At 69.1% G+C, this 23,283-nt stretch carries 17 protein-coding genes and 1 pseudogene; 10 read left to right on the top strand and 8 right to left on the bottom strand.

The window, feature by feature from the left end:
• Window positions 1-122 precede the first annotated feature (122 nt).
• Both ACQ7HM_RS03415 and ACQ7HM_RS03410 read right to left on the bottom strand, forming a co-directional pair.
• Entirely contained in the window at window positions 123-1,091 is a 969-nt protein-coding gene (locus tag ACQ7HM_RS03415) for an amino acid--[acyl-carrier-protein] ligase (RefSeq protein ID WP_434214822.1), read from the bottom strand.
• Window positions 1,092-1,096: 5 nt separating this feature from the next.
• A complete protein-coding gene (locus ACQ7HM_RS03410; protein ID WP_434214821.1) occupies window positions 1,097-2,263 on the bottom strand; it encodes an acyl-CoA dehydrogenase family protein in 1,167 nt (388 codons plus the stop codon).
• Between the two features lie 327 nt (window positions 2,264-2,590).
• On the opposite strand from ACQ7HM_RS03410, the gene ACQ7HM_RS03405 reads away from it, so the two are divergent.
• Genes ACQ7HM_RS03405 through ACQ7HM_RS03385 form a run of 5 tightly spaced genes read left to right on the top strand, consistent with a single transcriptional unit; the run spans window position 2,591 to window position 7,731 of the window.
• On the top strand, window positions 2,591-2,830 hold the full coding sequence (locus ACQ7HM_RS03405) for an acyl carrier protein (RefSeq protein WP_434214820.1): 240 nt from the start codon (window positions 2,591-2,593) through the stop codon (window positions 2,828-2,830).
• Window positions 2,827-3,801, top strand: a complete 975-nt coding sequence (locus tag ACQ7HM_RS03400) for a DUF1839 family protein (protein WP_434214819.1) — start codon at window positions 2,827-2,829, stop codon at window positions 3,799-3,801. The genes ACQ7HM_RS03405 and ACQ7HM_RS03400 overlap by 4 nt, the downstream gene beginning before the upstream one ends.
• Window positions 3,798-6,260 (top strand): glycosyl hydrolase, encoded by a 2,463-nt coding sequence (locus ACQ7HM_RS03395; protein WP_434214818.1) that lies wholly within the window; start codon window positions 3,798-3,800, stop codon window positions 6,258-6,260. The genes ACQ7HM_RS03400 and ACQ7HM_RS03395 overlap by 4 nt, the downstream gene beginning before the upstream one ends.
• A complete protein-coding gene (locus ACQ7HM_RS03390; protein ID WP_434214817.1) occupies window positions 6,257-7,369 on the top strand; it encodes a glycosyltransferase in 1,113 nt (370 codons plus the stop codon). The genes ACQ7HM_RS03395 and ACQ7HM_RS03390 overlap by 4 nt, the downstream gene beginning before the upstream one ends.
• Window positions 7,366-7,731: a holo-ACP synthase gene (locus ACQ7HM_RS03385; protein WP_434214816.1), complete on the top strand. Its 366-nt coding sequence runs from the start codon at window positions 7,366-7,368 to the stop codon at window positions 7,729-7,731. The genes ACQ7HM_RS03390 and ACQ7HM_RS03385 overlap by 4 nt, the downstream gene beginning before the upstream one ends.
• A 28-nt stretch (window positions 7,732-7,759) precedes the next feature.
• Here ACQ7HM_RS03385 and ACQ7HM_RS03380 read toward each other — a convergent pair whose 3' ends face one another.
• On the bottom strand, window positions 7,760-9,151 hold the full coding sequence (locus ACQ7HM_RS03380; protein ID WP_434214815.1) for a sugar transferase: 1,392 nt from the start codon (window positions 9,149-9,151) through the stop codon (window positions 7,760-7,762).
• Between the two features lie 247 nt (window positions 9,152-9,398).
• Here ACQ7HM_RS03380 and ACQ7HM_RS03375 point away from each other — a divergent pair.
• Window positions 9,399-9,740 (top strand): annotated as a pseudogene (locus ACQ7HM_RS03375) (cupin domain-containing protein); the annotation flags it as partial.
• 105 nt (window positions 9,741-9,845) lie between these two features.
• On the opposite strand, the gene ACQ7HM_RS03370 reads toward ACQ7HM_RS03375, so the two are convergent.
• The 5 genes from ACQ7HM_RS03370 to ACQ7HM_RS03350 form a co-directional block, all read right to left on the bottom strand.
• On the bottom strand, window positions 9,846-11,099 hold the full coding sequence (locus tag ACQ7HM_RS03370; protein ID WP_434214814.1) for a pyridoxal phosphate-dependent aminotransferase: 1,254 nt from the start codon (window positions 11,097-11,099) through the stop codon (window positions 9,846-9,848).
• A gap of 72 nt (window positions 11,100-11,171) precedes the next feature.
• On the bottom strand, window positions 11,172-12,425 hold the full coding sequence (locus ACQ7HM_RS03365; RefSeq protein WP_434214813.1) for an EAL domain-containing protein: 1,254 nt from the start codon (window positions 12,423-12,425) through the stop codon (window positions 11,172-11,174).
• A 490-nt stretch (window positions 12,426-12,915) separates the two neighbouring features.
• Window positions 12,916-16,245 carry a heterodisulfide reductase-related iron-sulfur binding cluster gene (locus ACQ7HM_RS03360; protein WP_434214812.1) on the bottom strand — a complete coding sequence of 1,110 codons (3,330 nt, stop codon included), beginning with the start codon at window positions 16,243-16,245 and terminating at the stop codon, window positions 12,916-12,918.
• Window positions 16,246-16,371: 126 nt separating this feature from the next.
• Window positions 16,372-17,631, bottom strand: coding sequence for an acyltransferase (locus ACQ7HM_RS03355; RefSeq protein WP_434214811.1), 1,260 nt, complete (start codon window positions 17,629-17,631; stop codon window positions 16,372-16,374).
• 184 nt (window positions 17,632-17,815) lie between these two features.
• Complete coding sequence (locus ACQ7HM_RS03350) at window positions 17,816-18,823, bottom strand: alpha/beta hydrolase family protein (RefSeq protein WP_434214810.1); 1,008 nt, start codon at window positions 18,821-18,823, stop codon at window positions 17,816-17,818.
• A 242-nt stretch (window positions 18,824-19,065) separates the two neighbouring features.
• Here ACQ7HM_RS03350 and dnaK point away from each other — a divergent pair, with 242 nt between their 5' ends.
• The 4 genes from dnaK to ACQ7HM_RS03330 all read left to right on the top strand — a co-directional run bounded on the left by dnaK (window position 19,066) and on the right by ACQ7HM_RS03330 (window position 23,275).
• Window positions 19,066-20,922 carry a molecular chaperone DnaK gene (gene dnaK, locus ACQ7HM_RS03345; protein ID WP_434214809.1) on the top strand — a complete coding sequence of 619 codons (1,857 nt, stop codon included), beginning with the start codon at window positions 19,066-19,068 and terminating at the stop codon, window positions 20,920-20,922.
• On the top strand, window positions 20,919-21,524 hold the full coding sequence (grpE, locus tag ACQ7HM_RS03340; RefSeq protein ID WP_434214808.1) for a nucleotide exchange factor GrpE: 606 nt from the start codon (window positions 20,919-20,921) through the stop codon (window positions 21,522-21,524). Before dnaK ends, grpE begins: the two co-directional genes overlap by 4 nt.
• Before the next feature lie 147 nt (window positions 21,525-21,671).
• Complete coding sequence (gene dnaJ, locus ACQ7HM_RS03335) at window positions 21,672-22,868, top strand: molecular chaperone DnaJ (RefSeq protein WP_434214807.1); 1,197 nt, start codon at window positions 21,672-21,674, stop codon at window positions 22,866-22,868.
• Complete coding sequence (locus tag ACQ7HM_RS03330) at window positions 22,868-23,275, top strand: heat shock protein transcriptional repressor HspR (RefSeq protein ID WP_434214806.1); 408 nt, start codon at window positions 22,868-22,870, stop codon at window positions 23,273-23,275. The genes dnaJ and ACQ7HM_RS03330 overlap by 1 nt, the downstream gene beginning before the upstream one ends.
• The last annotated feature ends 8 nt before the right edge of the window (window positions 23,276-23,283 follow it).

Raw genomic sequence — 23,283 nt, 5'->3', positions numbered from 1 at the left:
TCGCGTCGATGCGCGACTCGAACTGGGGATCGGTCACCCGCGTCACGGCGACGTGCGCCATCGGCGGTCGGGTCTCGTCGGGCAGGCTCATCGGACGTGATGTCTCGACGGGGCGTCGCGGGTCAGGCGACGAGGCCGCGCTGCTGCGCGGGCCATGCGGACACGTCGAGACCGTGCGTGGCGAACATCGCCAGTGCGATGCGCTCCATGCCGAAGCCGACGCAGGCGCTGTGTGCGACCTCGCCGTCGGCGGTCGTGATCGTGAACGTCTCCCCGAAGTGGTCGCGGTGGCAGTTGCACGACACCACGGCCGTCCCGTCGTCGAGATCGCCGTAGAGCGACACCACGAGCTCGGTCTTGAGGTTCTCGTCGAGCTGGTTGGCGGCCAGCATCTTTCCCGCGCGCCCGAAGAACGGGTCGTTGGCCGGGACGTCGCGCGCGGCGAGCCCCAGCTGATCGAGTACGGCGAGTCCCCGGGGCACCCAGCTGTCGCGGTGGTTCTCGGCCTGCTGTGGTGATCCCACGATCACGAACTCGTGCATGCGGAACGCCTGCATGCGTGCGGGATCGACGGCGGGCTCGTGTCGGAAGCAGTAGCCGTAGACGTCCATCAGGACACCGCCGTCGGGCAGCGTGCCGGTGAGCGTCGAGTAGCTCGGATGGCAGGCGGCCGAGACGAGCATCGTTCCCGCCGAGGCGAGATGGTGATCCCAGTCGGCGCCCGACTCGCGGTCGGCGAGCAGCGCGCGATGCGCCTTGTTGTCGCCGGTGAAGGTCGAGATGGCGCCGGTCAGGTTCGGGAACGATGCGATGTAGTCGGTCTTCTCGAACGACTCGCGCGGGAACACCGGTGGGAACCGCAGCCGGCGCGGTGCGTCGGCGTGCGCGGCGCGACCGGCCGCGACGACGACCTCGTCGATCGCGTCGATGACGTCCTCGAACATCGCGCCGCGGCCGTAGAGACCGTCGATGCCCGAGGGCACCAGCAGACCGGCGTCGATGAGATCGTCACGGAACTGCGCGCGCGCCCGGTCGAGTTCGGTTGTGGCCGTGATGGCCTCGGCGGTGCCCGGTTCGATGATGGTGGTCATGCCCGTCACCCCCGGTAGGCCAGCACGAGCTGGGCGTTGTTGGCGCGGATGCGGTCGTTGGACACCATGAGCTGCGGACCGAACGCGTCGCGGAGCAGTCGCCCCATCGACGCCGGGTGGTCCTCGCGGTATCCGCTGATGCCGCACAGCTGCAGGGCACCGATGACGACGTCGACGATGGTGGTCGACGCATCGAGCTTGAGATTGTTCATCGCGAGGGTGAAGCCGACCGTGGTGTGCTCCTCGCCGCTCGCGAGAAACGCCTCGTAGCGCTCGATCTCGCGGGCCACCGACGACACGAAGCGCTGGTGTACCACGGTGAGATCGGCGAACTTCACCGCCTGCGGGGGCGGCGAGCCGCCCGGTGACTTACGGGCCGCGGAACGGACCTGGGCGCGGGCCTTGGCCATCGCGGCGTCGGCGATGCCGAGCCACACCGACGCCCACAGGGTGTGTGAGGCGGGCAGCATGGTGTGCGCGGAGATGGTGGCGTAGTCGGTCGGCAGCACGTGGGCGGCCGAGGTCTGCGCGTGGAGGAGGAATCCGGGGCTGCAGGTGCCACGGAAGCCGAGAACGTCCCAGGTGCCGGTCTTCTCGAGCCGGGTGTCGGCGCGCGGACACGCGACGAGGACCTGGTCGTTGCTCGGGCTGTCGGGCGTACGTCGCGCGGTGGCGAAGACGTAGTCGGCGTACTCGCCGTAGGAGATGACCGGCGCGTTCTTGTCGAGGACGACGGTGTCCCCATCGACGACGACCGCGCAGGTGGAGCTGCCGACGTCACCGCCGGTGGTGATCTCGGTCGTGGCCGACGCGAGGAGGGCCTCGGACTCGGCGATCGTCCGGGTGAGCTCGGCGGCCGCACCCGACGTCGCGTGGAAACGCAGCGACAGTGCCTGGGTGTGGTGCATCGCGAAGATCATCGCCGTCGAGCTGCAGACCGCGCCGAGCCTGCGGCCGATCGCGCAGAGGTCGGTGATCGAGGTGGAGCGCCCACCGAGTTCGGCGGGCAGTGAGCAGGACAGCAGTCCCGCCGAGCGCATCTCGTCGACAGCCTCGAACGGGAAACGTGCATTGCGATCGACATCGTCGGCGTGGGCGGCGGCGACCGCGACCGTACTGGTCGGATCGGGTGCCTCGACGGCTTCGGACGTGCGTACAGCGGTGATTGTCACCGAACTTACCCCCCCGGGTGATCGGAAATATTGATCTGTGGGCCGTGCACACCGGCGACATCGGCAACGACATCGGCGATGGTGAACGTCTCCTCAGCGCGCGTGGACCCGACGCGTGGTGCTGCGGTACGTTCCTCGGTACGGTATCGCAAAGGTCGAGGTTTGACGAGTTGCAGATGCCTCATCGATGGTGAGGCGATCGGCACACTGCGCGACCGGATCGACGTCACACGGGGCGGGGGAGCCCCGACGTCACACCGCACCGGTCGGAAGACCCGCCCGGGCAACAACTCTCACAGCAACAGCTCTACAAGGGGGAAGTACACGATGCAGGACCAGATCCGTCGTATTCTCGTGTCGCACGGGAAGATGTCCGTCGATGCCATGTCGGTCGACAGCTCGGTCGATCTCTATGAGCTGGGTCTCACCTCGCACGCGAGTGTGAACGTGATGCTCGCGCTCGAGGACGAGTTCGACATCGAGTTCCCGGACACCGATCTCAAGAAGTCGACCTTCGCGACCGTGGACAGCCTCGCCGCGGTCGTCGGGAGGCTGGTCCCGGCATGACCGCCGCGCCGATGGTCATGTCGGCGGGGCTCGCCGACCCGGGACATCATGTGGCGCACCGGATCCACACCGACGCCGAACGGATCTGGCCGGAGACCAACTGTTACGTCGACCTCTGGGTCGAGACCCTGCACCTGCTCGGTCACGACCCGGTGCCCTCCCTGATCTCGGTGTTCGCCGCCGACCACGACGGCGGACAGTGGACGTTCATCAAGCCCGAGCAGTACGACCTGCGCGTCCTCTACGGCATCGAGGTCACCGAGGAGGCCCTGTGGCGTCCGGTGCTCGACACCGTCGAGAGCGGTCCGGCCCGCGGGCTGATGCACACCGTCGAGGTGGACAGCTGGTGGCTGCCCGACACCGCGGGCAGTGACTACCGCAGCGGCCACGTGAAGACCACGATCGTCCCACTGTCGGTGGACCGCGTCGCACGGGAGATGGTGTACCTGCACAACTCCGGCGCCTACCGCCTCGCGGGCGAGGACTTCGACGGTGTCTTCGGTCTCGGCGCGGGTGTTCACCCGGAGTTGCCGCCCTACACCGAGCAGATCCGCCGCACCGTCGCCCCGGCCGCGCCGGAGCGTGCGCTCGAACTCGTCCGCGCCCATCTCGATCGGCGTGCGCCGGGCAACCCGGTCGACCGGCTCGCGGACTCGGTCCGCGACGCCGTCGGGTGGTTGCCCGACGCCGGGCTCGAGACCTTCCACCGGTGGGCGTTCGCGACGCTGCGTCAGTGCGGCTCGACCGCGGAACTCGCCGCCGACGTGGTGGTGTGGCTCGAGTCGCAGGGCGCCACCGGTGCCGCCGCGGCGCGGGATCCGTTCCTGGAGGTGGCATCCGGCGCGAAGTCGGTGCAGTTCCGGATGGCGCGTGCCGCCCGCGGCCGCGCGGTCGACCCGAGCGAGACACTCACGGCTATGGCCGCCGCCTGGGACGCGGCGGTCGGCATCGTCGACACCTCCGTGGGGTGAACGCCACCGCGACGACCGCGATGGGCGGTCTGCTGGTGGCGACCGCCGCCGGCGCCGTCCCCGACCCCACCGGCCTCACCGACGAGGTGCTGGCCACGGGTGTCCCGATGCCGCACCCGACGGTCGTCGATGCCGTCGACGGGTGGCGGTCGTCGGTGCCCGCGGACGCCTCGGTCGACGACCTCGACTGGTGGTTCGTCGCCGACACGGAGTTCGCGGCGCCCACGCGCATCGTGTTCGACGGGGTGAGCTTTCCGACGTCGGTGTTCGTCGACGACGTCGAGGTGGCGGTCGCGGCATCGATGTTCCTGCCCGTCACGGCCACGGTCGGCCCGGGGCGTCACCGGATCGCGGTGCGGTTCGGTTCGCTGCACGCCTGGGCATCGACCCGGCGCCCCCGCGGTCGGTGGCGGTCGTCGCTGGTGGCCACCCAGGGCCTGCGGTGGGCGCGCACCACACTGCTCGGCCGGGCGAAGGTGTACGGGGATGTGCCTGCACCGGTGGGATTCTGGCGCGGAATCACCGTCTCCGACGTGCCGGCGGTCACCGATCTCGAGGTCCACGCCGACCCGGTCACCGGCGTCGTCACCGTGCGCGGCCGGTGCCTCGATCCCGACGGGACCGGGTCGGACCCGGCGTCGGTGACGGTGTCCCTGGCCGACCCCGAGGGACAGAGGGTGGAGACGACCGCCGAGGTCGTCGACGGGACGTTCGCAGGTGCCGTCGTCGTTGCGCGGCCGCGACTCTGGTGGCCCCACGGGTACGGCCCGCAACCGCTCTACCGGCTGACGGTGGGCACCACCGGGGGTCGGGACCTCACGAGAACCGTCGGCTTCCGGACACTGACCGTCGACACCGTCGACGGCGGGTTCACGCTCGTCTGCAACGGCGTCCCGATCTTCGCCCGCGGCGCCGTGTGGACCCCGGTGCGTCCCGGCGCGGTCGCCGACGTGTCCGTCTCGACGCGACGACGCCTGCGATTGCTCGCCGACGCCGGATCCACGATGGTGCGCATACCGGGCGGCCTGCTGCCCGAGGGCGACGAGTTCGCCGACACCTGCGCCGAACTCGGCCTGCTCGTCTGGCAGGACGCGATGCTCGCCACCTTCGACCCGCCGACCGACCTCGACGACACCGTTCTCGCCGAGGTCGACGCCATGCTCCGCGCGGTGTCGGGGAACCCGTCGCTCGCCGTGGTGAGCGGCGGCAGCGAGACCGTGCAGCAGCCGGTGATGCTCGGACTCCCGCGCGAGGGCCGGAGCATGCCCCTGATCGAGATAACACTGGCCGACCGGGCCGCCGCGTACGGTCTGCCGTATGTGGAGTCGTCGCCGAGCGCCCCGCCGGGCAGCGACGCGTTCGTACTGCGCCCCGACACCGGTATCAGTCACTGGTTCGGCGTGGGAGGGTACCGCCGCCCGGTCGCCGATGTCGTCGGCGCCGACGTGCGCTTCGCCGCCGAATGTCTCGCCTTCTCCATCCCGCCGTCGCCCACGGCGATCGAACGGCACTTCGGTGCCGCGGCGGCCGCCGGGCACACCCCGGGTTGGAAGGCGGCCGTGCCACGCGACCGCGGGTCGGCCTGGGATTTCGAGGACGTCCGCGACCACTACGTCGCCGCACTGTTCGGCGTCGAACCGTCGGCGGTGCGCAGCCGCGACCCGGAGCGGTGGCTGCAGCTCGGTCGCATCGCGGTCGCCGAGGCGATGGCCGCCTGTCATGCGCACTGGCGCACCGACCCGCGCTGCGGTGGTGCGCTAGTGTTGACCGCCGCCGACACCGCGCCCGGTGCGGGCTGGGGCCTCATCGATGCCGACGACGACCCCAAACTGCCGCTGGCGGTGCTCCACCGGATGTGGGCGCCGGTCGCGGTGGTCCTGCGCGACGCGGGACTGGCCGGTATCGCGGTCGACGTCCTCAACGACACCGACGCGCCCCTGGTCGGCGAGCTGTCGCTGTGCGCGACGACCGACGGCGGGTCCGTGGTCGCCGAGGGCGTCCGGTCGGTCGCGGTCGATCCCCACGGTTCGCTGCGCCTCCACGACAGCGAGGTCACCGGCGTCTTCCGTGACCTCTCCGACGCCCACCGGTTCGGCCACCGCACCGCCGATGCCGTGGAGGTCGTGCTGAGCGTGGACGGGTCGCCCCGGTGCCGCGAGGTGTTCGTGGTGCGACCCGCGACCGAGACGGTCGTGATCCCCGCCGACGCCGTGGCGGTGTCGAGCCACGTCGTCGACGGACGGTGGTCGGTGCGATTGGAGTCCTCGATCACCGCGCGGTGGGTCGAGATCGACTGTCCCGGATGGTCTCCGGCCGATACGGTGTTCCACCTCGCCGCCGGGCGCCCCTATGAGGTCGCGGTCACGCCCGAGGCCGGCACCGACCCCGACCGTGGTCCCCGGGGCCGGGTGCACAGCCTCGACCTCTCGGCGCCGGTGATCGTCACGGCGGCCCCGTGAGCGGGTCGCGGATCGCGCTCGTCCACGAGCGGCTCACCGAGATCGCGGGCAGCGAACACGTCGTGGAACAGCTCGCCGTGGAGTGGCCCGACGCGCGCCTGCGGGTGCCGATCGCCGATCCCGACGCCGTCGTCGACGTGTTGCGCGGACGTGTCGACGTGTCCCGACTCGATGCCCTGCACCGAGCGATCGGTCGCCGCACCTACGCCCCGCTGCTGCCGCTCGTCCCGTCGGCGTTGCGCCGCAGCGACGTCGGGGATGTCGACGCCGTCGTCATCAGCCACCACGCCTTCGCGGTGTCGGCGGTCCACGCCGCCGGCGACATCCCGACCATCGCCTACGTCCACTCCCCAGCGCGGTGGGCCTGGGACCGTGAGATGCGCGCCGGAGAGGCCTCGGGTCCGGCGGGACGCGCGGCCCTGGCGGCACTCGCGGCGGTGGCGCGGCGCGCCGAATCCGGTGGGGCGCCGCGGCTCACCGCGATCGTCGCCAACAGCACCGAGGTCGCCGACCGCATCGAACGGTGGTGGGGTCGCGAGGCGGTGGTGATCCATCCGCCCGTCGACACCGAACGTTTCGCGCTCGACCCCTCGGTGACCAGGGGTGACCACTTCCTGCTCGCGGGTCGACTCGTGCCCTACAAGCGTCCCGATCTCGCCGTGCGCGCCGCCCGCCTCGCCGGGGTACGACTCGTCGTCGCCGGATCGGGGCGGTGGCAGTCGTTGTGCGAGAGCCTCGCCGGACCGGAGACCACCTTTCTCGGACGCGTCGACGACGCAGAGATGACGCGGCTGCAGCACACCGCCCGCGCCCTCGTCATGCCCGGCGTCGAGGATTTCGGGATCGTGCCGGTGGAGGCCATGGCCGGCGGGACCCCGGTGATCGCCGTCGACGAAGGCGGTGCGCTCGACACGGTGGTGCCGGGCGTCTCGGGCACACTCGTGCCCCATGGTTCCGACGACGAGGTGGTCACCCGCCTCGCCGAGGCGATGACGACGTTCGACGACGGCGCCCTCGATCCCGTCGTCATCGCGCGCCATGCGGACACGTTCTCGCGCAGCGCCTTCCGGCGCTCGATGCGCACCCTCGTCGACTCGGTGGCTCGGTGAGCCACGCGCTCGGGTGCGACCTGGTGGCGCTGTCCGACATCACCGGATCAGTCGAGGCGTTCGGTGAGCGTTTCCTGACCCGGGTGTTCACCGCCGGCGAGATCGCCGCGGCCGGAGGCGACACCGCGCGACTCGCGGCGCGGTTCGCGGCCAAGGAGGCGGTGATCAAGGCGCTCGCCCTCACCGACGAGGCGACGGTGCCCACCGAGATCGAGGTCGTCGGCGCCGGCGTCGCACCGACGCTACGGCTCCACGGCGAGATGGCGCACCGTGCGCGCGCACAGGGGTGGGGCGAGACCGTGCTGACGCTGTCGCACACCGACTGTCATGCAATGGCGGTCGTGCTCGCCGAGATCGACTGAGCCGGGCGCACATCCGTTCCCGGTGTGGTCAGGAGCCGGTGCCGCGCAGCATCGCCTTGAACGTCAGCAGGATGATCTTGGCGTCGAGCCAGATGCTCCAGTTCTCGATGTAGAAGTTGTCGTAGATCGCACGGTCGTCGATGCTCGTGTCGCCGCGCAGCCCGTTGATCGCGGCCCAGCCGGTGAGACCGACGTTCACCCGGTGCCGATGTTGATAGGACGGAACGGTGCTCTCGAACTGCTCGACGAAATGCGGCCGTTCGGGTCGCGGACCGACCAACGACATGTCGCCGCGCACCACGTTCCACAGCTGCGGGAGCTCGTCGATGGAGGTCTTGCGCAGGAACCGCCCGATGGCGGTGAGCCGCAGTGATCGGTCGGGACTCCAGTCGACGTCGGAGGTCGCCGCCGCCACCGGTCGCATCGACCGGAACTTGTAGAGGTTGAACAGCGTTCCGTTGCGGCCGGTGCGTTGCTGCTTGAAGATGACCGGTCCGCTGCGGTCGGTGACCGCGACGGCGAGGGCGCACACCAGCAGGACCGGCGACACCAGCAGCAGCATCAACGACGAGACGACGAGGTCGACGAGACGCTTGGCGTGCCAACACCATGCGCGCTGCGCACTGCGGCGGACGTGGACGAGCGGGACGGTGTGCACACGGTCCATGTCGTTGGTGAGGTGCACGAACTCGAACAGGCGCGGGACGATGAAGATCTCGCAGTCGAGGTCGTCGCACTGGCGCAACGGCGACACATAGTTCTGGTCGGTGGTGCGGCTGAACGCGACGATGACCGTCTCGACGTCGTGGCGCAACACGATCTCGCGTAGGTTCTCGACACCGTCGGTGACCGGCGTTCCCCACTCGACGATCTCGGGCAGCGGGTCCTTGTCGACCACGATGACCGGCTCGAGGCCGAACTCGGGATGTTGTTCGAGGTTCTGCAGGATCTTCGAGGCGACCATGCCGCCGCCGACGATCGCGGTGCGCGAGCGCATGGCGGGGCTGCCGCGGCGTCGCGCCCGGACGATGCCGTAGTAGAGGACCCGCACGACGAACAGGACCGATGCGACACCGAGGGCTTCGACGCCGGCTCGGAGGATGGGGGTCGTGGGATCGAACACCACGACGACGGCGAGGGTGGCGAGCACGCAGAACCCGGCGAGACGCGGAAGTACCTCCAGCGCTGAGGCGTTGAGGCGCGAACGGTAGAGACCGCCGGTGCCCAGGAGCGCGACGAAGACCGCCGCCTCAGGAGCGGGCCACCGCTGCTGCGTCGCGACCGCGAGCAGGATGCCGACGATGACGAGCTCGAGGACGACGAGTACCGCGTCGATGCGTTGTCGACCGAAGCCCACCCGGCGGGCACGTCGTGGCGGTGATGTGACCTCGGTCACGCCACGAAAATTCCTGACGCTCATGACTCCCCCAAAACATGGAACTGCGTGACCCGACGAGGCAGGTCACCTTCCCCCTGGAACGCACGTGTCCCCACACGAACCGCGTTGCCGGTTACATCTTGGCACAGATTCACTAGTGAGAATGTCCAGTGTGGAGTGAAGTGCATGACTCGCTGCAGGAGTACGAACACACCACAGAAGTATCCGTTGTCCGATTTATCCGATACTGTTGCGTACCCTCCCGTCCTCGACACCTCGGAGAGCTGTGATGTCCCGCCGACACCCGACCGCCGTACCCGCGATCAGGGCGTACACGCCCGATGACGTGGACATGGTTGTCGCCCCGGTCAATCCGGCGTGGATCCGTTCGGGTTCACCCGTCGCACGCGAGGCACGGTGCGATTCGAGCCGCGACGGCAGCACCACCACCTGGGTGTGGGACTGCACCGCCGGCGTCTTCGACTGGTACTTCCCGGCCGACGAGACCGTGCACATCATCGATGGCGCGGTGCGGGTCTCGGCCCCCGGCTGCACGTCGCGCGTGCTGCACCCCGGCGACTCCGCGGTGTTCGCCGCGGGGACGTGGGCGCTGTGGGAGATACCGGTATACGTGCGCAAACACGCCGTTCTCCGGCAACACATCCCGGCGCCGATCCGTTTCGCGATGCGTGTCCACGGACGGTTGACGCGCCGCGATCCGGGGTTGCCTCCCGCGCTACTGCCGGTAGCCGGAGAGAAAGTTGCCCAGCCGTTCGACGGCGTCGACGAGGTCACGCGACCACGGCAGCGTCACGATCCGCAGATGATCCGGTGTCGGCCAGTTGAACCCGGTGCCCTGCACGACCAGGATCTTCTCGCGTAACAACAGATCCTGCACCAAGAGTTCGTCATCGTGGATGTCGTAGTACTCGCGGTCGATCTTGGGGAACGCGTACAGCGCACCCATCGGCTTCACACACGACACCCCGGGGATCTCGTTGAGCTTCTGCCACGTCACGTTGCGCTGTTCGAGCAGACGTCCGCCGGGCTTCACGAGGTCATCGATGCTCTGATACCCACCGAGGGCGACCTGGATGGCGTGCTGGGCGGGCACATTCGAACACAGCCGCGTCGAGGCGAGCAGTGAGAGACCCTCGATGAACCCCTTCGCGTGGTCCTTGGGTCCGGTGATCGCGACCCATCCGGCGCGATAGCCGCACACCCGGTACGCCTTCGACAGGCCGTTGAAGGTGAGACACAGGAGATCCGGGGCGAGCGACGCGATGTTGATGTGCTCGGCGTCGTCGTAGAGGATCTTGTCGTAGATCTCGTCGGCCAGCAGCAGCAACGAGTGCCGGCGCGCGAGATCGACCAACTGCGTGAGGATCTCACGCGAGTACACCGCGCCGGTGGGGTTGTTCGGGTTGATGACGACCAGGGCCTTGGTGCGGCTGGTGATCTTCGCCTCGATGTCGGCGATGTCGGGATTCCACTCGTTGGCCTCGTCGCACAGGTAGTGCACGGGCTTGCCGCCGCCGAGCGCGGTCATGGCCGTCCACAGCGGGTAGTCCGGCGCCGGGATGAGCACCTCGTCGCCGTCGTCGAGCAACGCCTGCATCGTCATGGTGATGAGCTCGGAGACGCCGTTGCCGAGGAACACGTCGTCGACGTCGAAGTACGGGAAGTCGGGGATGGTCTCGTAGCGGGTGACCACCGCGCGCCGGGCCGAGAGCACTCCGGCCGATTCGGAGTAGCCCTGCGAGTACGGCATCGCGTGGATCATGTCGCGCATGATGACGTCGGGGGCGGCGAAGCCGAACAGGGCGGGGTTGCCGATGTTGAGCTTGAGGATGCGGTGTCCCTCGGCCTCGAGGCGCGCTGCGTGGGCGTGTACCGGTCCACGGATCTCGTAGCAGACGTCGCGGAGTTTCGCGGACTGCTCGAGAGGCTTGAGGGTGGTGGTGACGTGGGGTACGCGCGGTCTGCTCACCGATCCATGATCGCACCCCACGCAACGCGATAAACGCCACGGGCGTCGACGTCGACGGTCAGGCGCGTGCGGTCAGACGCGTGTGGCGGGTGGCGTGATGGAGGGAGCGGGCTCCGGGCGGCCGAAGAGGTACCCCTGGGCGTGGGTGAAGCCGACCTGTTTCAGGAGGGGAACCTGGGACCGGTCCTCGACACCCTCGGCGACGCTGACGATGCCCAGCTCGTCGGACAGGCGGCAGACCGTCTCGACGATGCTCCGCTTGGTCGGGTCGTCGCCCATGTCGGCGACCAGGGAACGATCGATCTTGGCGACGCTGATCGGGTGGTCGACCATGTAGCGCAACGCGGCGTAACCCGTGCCGAGGTCGTCGACGCAGATCACGCACCCCAGCGCGGCGAGTTCGTGGATGGTCGCCGACGCGGGGGAGTCGGCGGTGATCATGTCGCGTTCGGTCACCTCGATCCACAGGGTCGCGCCGTCGACGGAGTGCTGGGCGAGGGTGGCCGAGATGTGGGCGGCGAGATCGCGGTCGAACAGCTGCTGGGAGGAGAAGTTCACCGACATGAACAGTGCCGGGTTGCCGCTCTCGGTCTGCCAGACGGCGAGTTGGCGGATGGCCTCGCCGACGCCCCATCGCCCGATCGGGACGATCAGCGACGTCTCCTCGGCGGCGTCGAGGAACGTGCCCGGCAGACGGACGCGGTTGTCGACGGTCCACCGCAGCAGCGACTCGTATCCGACGGTCTCGAGGCCGTCGACGGTGACGATCGGTTGATAGTGCAGCGTGAATGCCTCGCCGACCGCCGTCGCGAGTTCGGCGGCCAGTTCGACCTCACGCTGCAGGTTCGTGATCGACACCTCCGAGGCGTACGCCAGGTGGGCGCCGCGGGTGAACGCCGAGTGCACCGCCGCGATCGCCGCCTGCATGAGGTCGTCGGCCCGGTGGGTACCGGTGGCGTCGGTGCCGGGCGGCACGTCGTCGGGGAGCGCGACACCGATGTGGGTCTGCACGAAGTAGGAGACGTCACCGACGTCGATGGTGGCGGCCAGCCGACGGCTCAGCGCCTTCACCAGGTCGTCGAGGTCGGCGACGGAGGAGTCGACGAGGATCGCGACGTGATCGGGGGTCGCCCGCACCACCGTTCCGCGGGAACCGACGAGTTCGGCCAGGGCGGCCATCGTGGCCCCGCGTACCGCCGATCCGGCGCCCGGACCGAATGCCGCCGCGATGCGGTCGGCGGCCTCCATGCGGATCGCGACGACGGCGAGGTGTTCGTCGGGGATCGATCCGACGGGAAGGGAGACCGACCCGGGAGAGCCCGGCACGCCGTGGTCCGCTGACACGCGGCGCCCCTCTCGTCAGCCGATCGCTATGACGACAGCGACACCCGCTGCCGATCGAACGTACCGCGAAATGATAGCCAGGCGTGTCGGCGAGCGGACCTCCGAGAACGTGCAGATCGACGCAATGTGGTGACCGACACGCCCACCGGTCTCGGGGAGGCGCGTGCGGTGGTCGATGATCACGGGTCGATTTCGGCGGGATGCGCCCTCGTCGGCGACACCGGGTGTGTCACCGGCCCGGGAGGGCCAGAGGGGTTGAGCCGCAAGGATTCACGCCGCACGCGTGTTGTGGACTTCGGGAGAACGTCCACAGGGCCGAGATGCCACGGCCCCCTGAACGGCGAGACCGGTCGGCGCACGCGTTCACGTGTGCCGACCGGTCTCGGTCGTTATGCGGCGGACCATTGGCCGGCCTCACCTTTTGGTGTAACTCACAACACGGGCGGCCGCGGCGAGACGGACGTCCGAGTGCTCAGGCGCCGGGGCGCTTCTTGCCCGCCGCGATGCCGAACCCGGCCGACTTCGAGGCGCCGGTCTCGGTGATCACCTTCGCGTCGCCGGAGGTGGTGCCGTTCCCGTTCGACTCCGCGGCACCGTTCGAGTCGGCGCTGCCGTTCGACTCCGCCGTGGCGTGGGTGTCTGCGGTGCCGTCGGTCTCGGCCTTCGCGGGTTCGGTCTCCGGCTCGGACTTCTCCGGCTCGGTCTTCTCGGGCTCTGCCTTCTCGGGCTCGGCGGCCTCCGGCTGTGCCTTCGGTGCTGCCGGTGCCGAGGCCTTCGCGGCCTGACCCGGTCTCTTCGCCGCACCCATGCCGAAGCCCTTGGCCTTCGGTTCCGGTGCGGGAGCGGCGGATTCGGCCGGCTGTGACTCGGGCGCGGCCGGTGCTGGATCGGCCGGGGCCTCGGTCGTCGCCTCGGGCTCGGTCGGCGACCCCTTGGGAGTCGATTCCGCCTTCGCCGCCGGTGCGGCCTTGGCGGCCTGGCCGGGTCGCTTGATCCCGCCGGCCATGCCGAAGCCCTTGGCCTTGGGTTCCGGTGCAGCGACCGACTCGGTCTTCTCCGGAGCCGCTGCTGCAGAAGCCGACGCATCGGCGGCGGGCTCGGACTTCTCCTCGGTCGCGGCAGCGGACGCTGTCGCCTCGGCTGCCGGTGCGGCCTTGGCGGCCTGGCCGGGTCGCTTCATGCCGCCGGCCATGCCGAAGCCCTTGGCCTTCGGCTCGGTCGCGGCCACCGCCGACGCCGTCTGCGTGGCCTCGGCGGACTCCGAGGACGCGGGCTCGGCCTTCGACGGTGCTGAGGTGTCCTTGGCGGGTGCGCTCGCCTTGGCGGCCTGGCCGGGACGCTTCATGCCGCCGCCCATGCCGAGTCCGACCTTCGGCTTCTCCTTCACGGCCGTGCCCGTGGCCTGCGCGGCGGCTTCGGCGGGTTCTGCCGCGGTCGTCACCTCGGTCACCGCCTCCGCTTTCGCGTCGGTCTCCTCGAGCGTCGCGGTGCCGACCGTGCCGTTGACGCTCGCTCCGCTCGGGACCGGGCCGAGGAAGCGTCCACCGCGCTTGATCTCGGCGGCGCCGCGGGTCACCGACTCCAGCAGCAACTGCGCGACGTCGACGACCTCGACCTTGTTCTCGAGGTCGGTGCCGCTGGTCTTGGCGGTGGTGCCGTCACTGAGCATCACCTTGCAGAACGGGCAGCCGGTCGCGATCTTCTGGTTCTTCTCACCCGAGCCGTCGAGGGTCTCGAGCGCCTCGTCGACGCGGTCGAGGTTGATGCGCTTGCCGATCGACTCCTCCATCCACATGCGGGCGCCGCCGGCGCCACAGCACATGGACCGTTCGCCGTGGCGCGGCATCTCGCGCAGCGCCGACCCCGACGCGGCCATCAGCTCACGCGGCTCCTCGTAGACCTTGTTGTGACGTCCGAGGAAGCAGGGGTCGTGGTAGGTCACGTCCTCGGCGACCGGCGCGACCGGGATGAGCCGCTTGTCCCGCACGAGCCGGTTGAGCAGCTGCGTGTGGTGGACGACCTCGTAGTTGCCGGTCTCGCCGTCCTCCCCGCGGACCTGCGGGTACTCGTTGCCCAGTGCGTTGAAGCAGTGGGCACAGGTGACGACGATCTTCTTGCGCTGCTGCGGCGCGGTCGCGAACAGCTCACCCAGGGTGCCGATGTTCTGCTGGGCCAGCATCTGGAACAGGAACTCGTTGCCCGAGCGGCGCGCCGAGTCGCCGGTGCAGGTCTCGCCCTCACCGAGGACGAGGAAGTTCACCGCGGCGATGTCGAGCAGCTCGGCGACGGCCTTCGTGGTCTTCTTGGCGCGGTCCTCGTAGGCGCCGGCGCAGCCGACCCAGAACAGGTACTCGAAGCCCTCGAAGGTGTCGACGTCCTTGCCGTAGACGGGGATGTCGATGTCGATCTCGTCGATCCAGTTGGTGCGATCCTTGGAGTTCTGTCCCCAGGGGTTGCCCTTGTTCTCGAGGTTCTTGAACAGTCCGGCGAGCTCGGAGGGGAAGTCGGACTCGATGAGCACCTGGTAGCGGCGCATGTCGATGATGTGGTCGACGTGCTCGATGTCGACGGGGCACTGCTCGACGCAGGCACCACAGTTGGTGCAGCTCCACAGGGTGTCGGTGTCGATGACGCCGCCTGCGCCCTCACCCTCGCTGGGTCCGACGAGCGGACGGGCGGCCTCGGCGCGTGCCGCGGCCGGGATCTTGTCGAGCCGGGCCTGATCGACGTTGCCGTCCGCGTCGACGAGACCGACCTCGTCGCCGGCGGAATCGGTGCGACCACCGGCCAGCAGGTAGGGCGCCTTGGCGTAGCCGTGGTCACGCAGTGAGGTGATCAACAGCTTGGGCGACAACGGCTTCCCGGTGTTCCACGCCGGGCACTGACTCTGGCAGCGACCACACTCGGTACAGGTGGTGAAGTCGAGCCAGCCCTTCCAGGTGAAGTCCTCGATCTTGCCCGCGCCGAAGGCGTCGACGTCGGGGTCGGCCTCCTCCATCACGAGCAGCTCACCGCGCGACATCATCGGCTTGGCCGCGCCCAGGGCGACGCCACCGTCGTCCTCGCGCTTGAAGTAGATGTTGAAGAACGCCGAGAAGCGGTGCCACGCAACGCCCCAGGTGATGCGGCGGCCGACCACGGCCAGCCACACCATGCCCGACAGCAGCTTGATGGCGGCGAAGATCGACACCAGCAGCGGGCTCTCCGGCAGGATCTTCGCGACCTGCATGGTGAAGAAGTCGGAGCCGACGTGTGCTTCGCCGAACGTCGCGATCTTGCCGGCCTTGACGAAGATCATGCCCAGGCCCTCGAGCAGCACGACGGCCTCGACGAAGTACGCCGCGAGGAAGTTCGATCCGCCGAACCGCGAGAGACGCTCGGGCACGCGCGGGTGGTTGAGCTGGCGGATGATCATCAGGGTGACGATGCCGACGACGGTGCCGATGCCCAGCAGCTCGTCGAGCAGGTGCCACACGAAGGTGTCACCGAACAGCGGCCAGTGGAACTCCGGGTCGAACGTCTGGCCGTAGGCCTCGAACCACAGCAGCGAGCCGACGACGAAGCCCATCATCACCAGCCAGTGCGCCCAGCCGACGGTGCGGAACTTGACCATCCGCGTGTGGGCCACGAACTCGATCATCATCTGCGTGAAGCGGGGGATGACCGGCGTCAGCCGGGTGGTGTCGCGCTGTCCCTGGGCGATGGTGCGGAGCATCTTCCACACACCCGAGAAGAACAGCGCCCAGCAGCCGAGGCTGATGAGTGCTGCGATGGAGCCGATCGTGATCGTCGTGGCGCTCAAGGCGAGGGGCCTTTCTCTCCAGGGCGATCGCGGCCGATGCCCAGGTGTCCTTGCCTAAACGTTAAGGCCTCGCGGCCGGTGTGCGCAGCGAAGGTTCACCTAAGTTCTCACCTGGGGTGATGTTGGTTACCCGCGAGTAGGTTCGAGCGCTCGCTCGGTACCCTTCCGGCCCGACCCCGCCGACGACCGATCGGGGCGAAACGGAATTCTCGGGCGGCCCGTCAGATACAGCGCAAGGGGCGCGCGACGCAGCACCTCGGCGACCACGAGGGTGATCGCGACGGTCAGCAGGTAGACCACGATCGTGGCCCACGGCACGCCCAGGTGCTGCTCGAACCACCCCTTCGAGTGCACGTCGATGCGCGGCAGGATCAGCAGCTGCAACACCAGGACGTGGGCCAGGAAGATCGCGAACGACCGGTTGGAGGCATAGGCGACGACGCGGTTGAACCGCGGTGTGCGATCGCGGCGGTCCGACCAGCGCACCGCCACGCTGTAGAGCGCGGTGATGGCGAAGAAGATGAAGGGCTGCAGCGTCGGGTTGAGCGCGAACCCCGCGTCGACGGGGGTCTGTCCGCTGTCGACGCGCTGGGCGTAGGTCACGTAGGCGAAGACAGCACTCACGAGGAGGCCGACGAGGATCCACCACCCGTGCGAACGGACCCACGCGTCGACGCGCTCGCGGTGGACGGCCGCGACGCCGCCGAGGAACACGAAGAACTGGTACGGGATGAAGGTGGAGTACGCGTGCCACCAGTTGACGTAGAGCCAGCTGCCCTCCGGCGCGCTGAGGTGGTTGAGCGACCACAGGATCGCGAGCTGCACCGCGCCACTGACCACCAGCAGTGCCAGGTGGTGTCCTCGTGTGGCCCGGACGATCCACAGGATCACCGGGAACAGGACGTAGAACTGCATGATCACGAACAGGAAGTAGAGGTGGAAGCCGGCGGTGCCCCACGCCAGTCCGCTCCACAGGGAGTCGAGGGAGAACGGCAGTTGCGACCAGCCGCTCGCCGCCACGACCGAGAAGGTCCAGTAGACGACCGACCAGATCACGTACGGGATGGCGACGAGCTTGAGGCGGCGGCGCCAGAACCGGATCGACGCGAAATCGGCCTTGTCGTAGTTGCCGAACATGAGCACGAAGCCGGTCAGGAAGAAGAAGGCGTTGCGGGTGAAATGCCCCCACATGCCGAGTGCGTTGGTCGCGAACGAGGTGTCCGACGCGTTCGTGTTGGTCAGCACATGACAGAAGATGACCAGCAGGAACGTGCTCCCGCGCAGGAAGTCGAGCTGGTGGAGGTGGCCCCGACGTGTGCGCGGCGCCGACTCGGCGACCGGTGCGGTCGCCTGTCGGTTCGCGGTGTCGGCGAGCGTGGACGTCACTGATCTGCTCGCAGGGCCGGGGTGAGCATCGCCGCGACGCTACCAGTGGCATCGGAACAGACCCAGAATGGTGATCTGGGCCACCAGAGCATCCGGTCGGCGACGTCGTCGGCTGGTGTCATGGTCACCAGGATGGCGGGCGGACCTGTGAACGAGCTGTCAGGCCGATGCTCGTGCGGTGGGTTCAGGGAATGGCGCGGGCGGCCGAGACGATGAGGTCGACGACCCGCGGGAACGCGGACGAGGTCGAGGTGACCAGCGCGGAATGGCTCTGTCGCGGCAGCAACAGCAGTCGGGGACGGCCGCCGGCGCGGGTGAGGGCCTCGACGTAGGTCGTCGACTGACTCGGGCGCACGACGGTGTCGGCGGTGCCGTGCACCACCGTGATCGACGCGCTCGGGTCGAGGTTCTCGATGGGGTCGACAGCCCGATAACGGTCGGGTACCTGCTCCGGCGTGCCCCCGAGCGCGCGGATCACCCGTCGGTCGCCGGTGTCGGCGGCGGCCCGCATGTTCAGGGGACCGGCCAGCGAGATGATGCGGGTCGGGCGCCAGATCGCTCGGGCCGGTGGGGGCTGCGACGGGTCCGGGCGGCGGGTTCCCGCCCACACCGCCAACTGCGCGCCGGCGGAGTGGCCGACGAGGGTGCTGTCGGCGGCGGCGATGGCGGGGTTGCCGGCGAGCACGGTGGGCACGAAGTCCACACCGGCGGCGACGTCGGTGAACGTCGACGGCCAGCCGCCGCCGGACCCGAGCCTGCGGTATTCGAGGTTGTAGACGGCGAGTCCGCGTGCGGCGAGGGTGCGGGCGAACGGCACGAACGTCCCCGCCCCGTAGCGCGAGTTCCACCCGCCGCCGTGCACCAGCACCACCAGCGGGAGTGATCCGCGGGCGTGCGGGCCGGGCGGGAGGAACAGGTCGCCGTAGTCCTGGCTCGGGTCACCGGCGGTGGCGTCGAGATAGACGTACCGACGCACGGTGACCGCGCTCATCGCCGCGAGGGCGGGAGCCGACGCCGTGCGCGACGCCTCCGCCGAGGCCGCGCTCGACTGCGCGTGGCGACCGCTCCCGCTGGTCACGGGCAGTGCGACCGCGACCGCGATCGCGCTCACCAGGGCGATCACGCCGCACAGCGCGACGAAGCCGCGCGGGTCGACGACCGACCGACGGCTGCGGGGACGGGGACCGATCATCGGCGCCGACGATACCGCCGGGGCGGTGCGGGTGCCGGGAACAGATTCCGGGGTCGCGCCGTTGGACACTGCGAAACCTGAGTGACATCGACTCAATGAAGTTGACGACCTGTGCGACGACAGGTAGTAGTTGAGTCATCCGCGCTGAGGTTCTCGGACAACCGGATGGACGCCCATCCGGATCGGCAAAACGGAGAAAGCAACGCCGCGCCCCGCGCGGCATCGTCAAGGAGGCAACAAACATGGCACGTGCTGTCGGTATCGATCTCGGCACCACCAACTCGGTGGTGTCGGTTCTCGAAGGTGGAGAACCCACCGTCATCGCCAACGCCGAGGGCTCGCGGACCACGCCGTCGGTGGTGGCCTTCGCGCGCAACGGCGAGGTCCTCGTGGGTCAGCCCGCGAAGAACCAGGCCGTCACCAACGTCGACCGCACCATCCGCTCGGTCAAGCGCCACATGGGCGAGGGCGAATGGTCGCAGAAGATCGACGACAAGGACTACACCCCGCAGGAGATCAGCGCCCGCACGCTGATGAAGCTCAAGCGTGACGCGGAGAGCTACCTCGGCGACGAGGTGACCGAGGCGGTCATCACCGTCCCCGCGTACTTCAACGACTCGCAGCGTCAGGCGACCAAGGAAGCCGGCCAGATCGCCGGGCTCAACGTCCTGCGCATCGTCAACGAGCCCACCGCGGCCGCGCTCGCGTACGGCCTCGACAAGGGCCAGTCCGAGCAGACCATCCTCGTCTTCGACCTCGGTGGCGGCACGTTCGACGTCTCGCTGCTCGAGATCGGCGACGGTGTCGTCGAGGTCCGCGCGACCTCCGGTGACAACAACCTCGGCGGCGACGACTGGGACCAGCGCATCGTCGACTGGCTCGTCGACAAGTTCAAGGCGCAGAACGGCATCGACCTCACCAAGGACAAGATGGCGCTGCAGCGTCTGCGTGAGGCGGCCGAGAAGGCGAAGATCGAGCTGTCGTCCGGTCAGAGCACCTCGATCAACCTGCCCTACATCACGGTGGACTCCGACAAGAACCCGCTGTTCCTCGACGAGCAGTTGTCGCGCAGCGAGTTCCAGAAGATCACCTCGGATCTGCTCGAGCGCACCCGTGCGCCGTTCCAGGCCGTGATCAAGGACGCGGGCGTCGCGGTCGGCGACATCGACCACGTCGTGCTCGTCGGTGGCTCGACCCGTATGCCCGCCGTCAGCGAGCTCGTCAAGGAGCTCACCGGTGGACAGGAGCCCAACAAGGGCGTCAACCCCGACGAGGTCGTCGCCGTGGGTGCCGCACTGCAGGCCGGTGTGCTGCGCGGTGAGGTGAAAGACGTTCTGCTGCTCGATGTCACGCCCCTGAGCCTCGGTATCGAGACCAAGGGTGGCGTCATGCACAAGCTGATCGAGCGCAACACCACCATCCCGACCAAGCGCAGCGAGACCTACACCACGGCCGAGGATTCGCAGCCGTCGGTGCAGATCCAGGTGTACCAGGGTGAGCGTGAGATCGCGTCGCACAACAAGCTGCTCGGATCGTTCGAGCTGGCCGGCATCGCGCCTGCGCCCCAGGGTGTCCCGCAGATCGAGGTGACCTTCGACATCGACGCCAACGGCATCGTGCACGTCACCGCGAAGGACAAGGGCACCGGCAAGGAGAACACCATCCGGATCCAGGACGGCTCGGGCCTGTCGAAGGACGAGATCGACCGCATGATCAAGGATGCCGAGGCCCACGCCGACGAGGACCGCAAGCGCAAGGAAGAGGCCGAGACCCGCAACCAGGCGGAGTCGTTGGTGAACCAGACCGAGAAGTTCTTGAAGGAGAACGAGGACAAGGTTCCCGCCGACGCCAAGGAGAAGGTGGAAGCCGCCATCGCCGGCGCCAACGAGGCGCTCAAGGGCACCGATCTCGCCGCGATCAAGACCGCGGTCGAGACCCTGTCGACGGAGTCGCAGGCCCTGGGACAGGCGATCTACGCGAACGCCGCGGCCGAGGGCGGCGCCGAAGGTGGCTCCGGTCCGGCCGGTGGCGCCGACGACGTCGTCGACGCCGAGGTGGTGGACGAGCCCTCCGACACCGATTCGGGTGAGAAGAAGTGACGGCGGATCAGCAGGGCACACCCGAGACGCCGGGCGACCCGGTCGACCTCGGTGAGGTGACCCCCGACGAGATGGCCGCAGCGGCCGCCGACGCGGCGGACGCCGCACCGGCCGAGGCCGCTGCTCCCGACGCGGTGGCCGACGGCGACACCCCCGAGGTGTCGCCCGAGGAGGCCCAATCCGCCAAGGAGGCCGAGTTGTTGGCCGACCTGCAGCGATTGCAGGCCGAGTACGCCAACTATCGGCGTCGGGCGGAACGGGAACGTCAGGGTGCGGTCGAGCAGGGCAAGGCGACGTTGATCAACGCGCTGCTGCCCACGCTCGACGACCTCGACCGGGCCCGGGCGCACGGCGATCTCGAGGCCGGTCCGCTCAAGGGTGTGGCCGACAAGATCGCCGACACCCTGAAGGCCCAGGGGCTGTCCGCCTTCGGCGCCGAGGGTGACGCGTTCGATCCGGCTCTGCACGAGGCCGTGCAGCACGACGGTGACGGCGCCAGCCCGGTGATCGGGGCGGTCTATCGACAGGGGTATCGCCTCGGCGACCGACTGTTGCGGACCGCGATGGTCACCGTGACCGACGGTGCCCCCGCCGACGCCTGAGCAGATGACACCGACCTCGCGCCGCCGCGACGACCCCACCGGGTCCGTCCGGCGGTGCGAGGTCCGGTTTCGGGGCATGATCACGACCAACCACAGAACGCTCGCCCGTACGGGCGACCATCATCACGAAAGAGGAGGTGACGCCCTATGGCTCCACAGAGGGAATGGTTAGAGCACGACTTCTACAAGGATCTGGGCGTCGCTTCGGACGCTTCGGCCGACGCCATCAAGAAGGCGTACCGCAAGCTGGCCCGGGAGCTGCACCCCGACGCCAACCCGGGTGATGCCGCGGCGGAGGAGCGATTCAAGAGGGTGTCGGAGGCACACAGCGTGCTGTCCGATCCCGCGAAACGCAAAGAGTACGACGAGACGCGGAGCGCGTTCGCCGGCGGACGTTTTCGCGGCAACGGCGCGGGCGGCGGGTTCCCGGGCGGTTTCTCCGGAGGTGGCCGGGCGACGCCCGGCGCCGGTGGTGGATTCGACGTCGGTGACCTGTTCGGCAACGCGGGTACGACCGCGGGCGGCGACGGCGCGTTCGGTGACCTGTTCGGGGGGCTGTTCAACCGGGCACCCCGGACCGCCACACGACCACGTCGGGGCAACGACCTCGAGACGCAGACGACGTTGTCGTTCCGCGACGCCGCGCTCGGCACCACGGTGTCGCTGTCGCTGACCTCGCCGTCACCGTGCACGACGTGCCACGGCAGTGGCGCGAAACCCGGCACCAGTCCCAAGGTCTGCTCGACCTGCAACGGTGCCGGCGTCGTGAGCCGCAACCAGGGTGCGTTCGGGTTCAGCGAGCCCTGCGCCGACTGCCAGGGCACCGGCTCGCGCATCGACGAGCCGTGCTCGGACTGCTCGGGCAACGGCGTCACCGTGCGAACCCGCACCATCAACGTCCGCATCCCGGTCGGTGTCGAGGACGGGCAACGGATCCGGCTCGCCGGGCAGGGTGAGGCCGGGCTGCGCGGAGCGCCGTCGGGCGACCTGTACGTCACCGTCACCGTCCGCCCCGATGCGGTGTTCACCCGTGTCGGCAACGACCTCAAGGTCGAGTTGCCGGTCAGCTTCGGGGAACTGGTGCTCGGCGCGACGGTGTCGGTGCCGACGCTGGAGGGGACCGTCGGGGTGAAGATCCCGCCGAACACCTCCGACGGCCGGACCCTGCGGGTACGCGGTCGCGGTGTCACCAAGCGTGCCGGCGGTGCCGGCGACCTGTTGGTGACCGTGAAGGTCGCGGTGCCGAAGAAGCTCGATGACACCGCCGTCGAGAAGCTCCGCGAGTACGCCGACGCCGAGCGCGCCAGCGGTTTCCGGCCGAGGGACGGATGGGGTGATCAGTGATGAGCCGATCCACCAACGGGGGCGACGACGAGGTCTTCATGATCTCCGTCGCCGCCGAGCTCGCGGGCATGCACGCCCAGACCCTGCGCACGTACGACCGCCTCGGTCTGGTGCGTCCGCAGCGCGCGGCCGGCGGCGGTCGGCGGTACTCGGCGCGTGACGTCGAGTTGCTGCGCGAGGTGCAGCGCCTCTCGCAGGACGAGGGTGTGAATCTCGAGGGCATCAAACGCATCATCGATCTCACCAACCACGTCGACGCCCTGGCGCAGCGCGTGCGCGAACTCGAGGGCGAACTCGCCTCGGCTCGCAACGATCTGCGTCATCGGGCGCACGGCGGCGAGCTGGTCCCCGTGCCACGCACCAGCGCTCTCGTCGTCTGGCAACCCCGCAGCAAACGCAGTCGCTGATACGTCGC

The organism is Williamsia sp. MIQD14, from assembly GCF_051025635.1.
GTDB lineage: Bacteria > Actinomycetota > Actinomycetes > Mycobacteriales > Mycobacteriaceae > Williamsia_A.
The sequence above is the reverse complement of the archived record's forward strand: the minus strand, read 5'-3'. Positions and strand labels throughout refer to the sequence as shown.

Excerpts from the sequence above, each read along its gene's own strand:
- ACQ7HM_RS03350 (WP_434214810.1), bottom strand. The coding sequence starts at position 18,823 with ATGATCGGTCCCCGTCCCCGCAGCCGTCGGTCGGTCGTCGACCCGCGC.
- ACQ7HM_RS03330 (WP_434214806.1), top strand. The coding sequence starts at position 22,868 with ATGAGCCGATCCACCAACGGGGGCGACGACGAGGTCTTCATGATCTCC.
- dnaJ (WP_434214807.1), top strand. The coding sequence starts at position 21,672 with ATGGCTCCACAGAGGGAATGGTTAGAGCACGACTTCTACAAGGATCTG.
- ACQ7HM_RS03415 (WP_434214822.1), bottom strand. The coding sequence starts at position 1,091 with ATGACCACCATCATCGAACCGGGCACCGCCGAGGCCATCACGGCCACA.
- ACQ7HM_RS03400 (WP_434214819.1), top strand. The coding sequence starts at position 2,827 with ATGACCGCCGCGCCGATGGTCATGTCGGCGGGGCTCGCCGACCCGGGA.
- ACQ7HM_RS03380 (WP_434214815.1), bottom strand. The coding sequence starts at position 9,151 with ATGAGCGTCAGGAATTTTCGTGGCGTGACCGAGGTCACATCACCGCCA.
- ACQ7HM_RS03405 (WP_434214820.1), top strand. The coding sequence starts at position 2,591 with ATGCAGGACCAGATCCGTCGTATTCTCGTGTCGCACGGGAAGATGTCC.
- dnaK (WP_434214809.1), top strand. The coding sequence starts at position 19,066 with ATGGCACGTGCTGTCGGTATCGATCTCGGCACCACCAACTCGGTGGTG.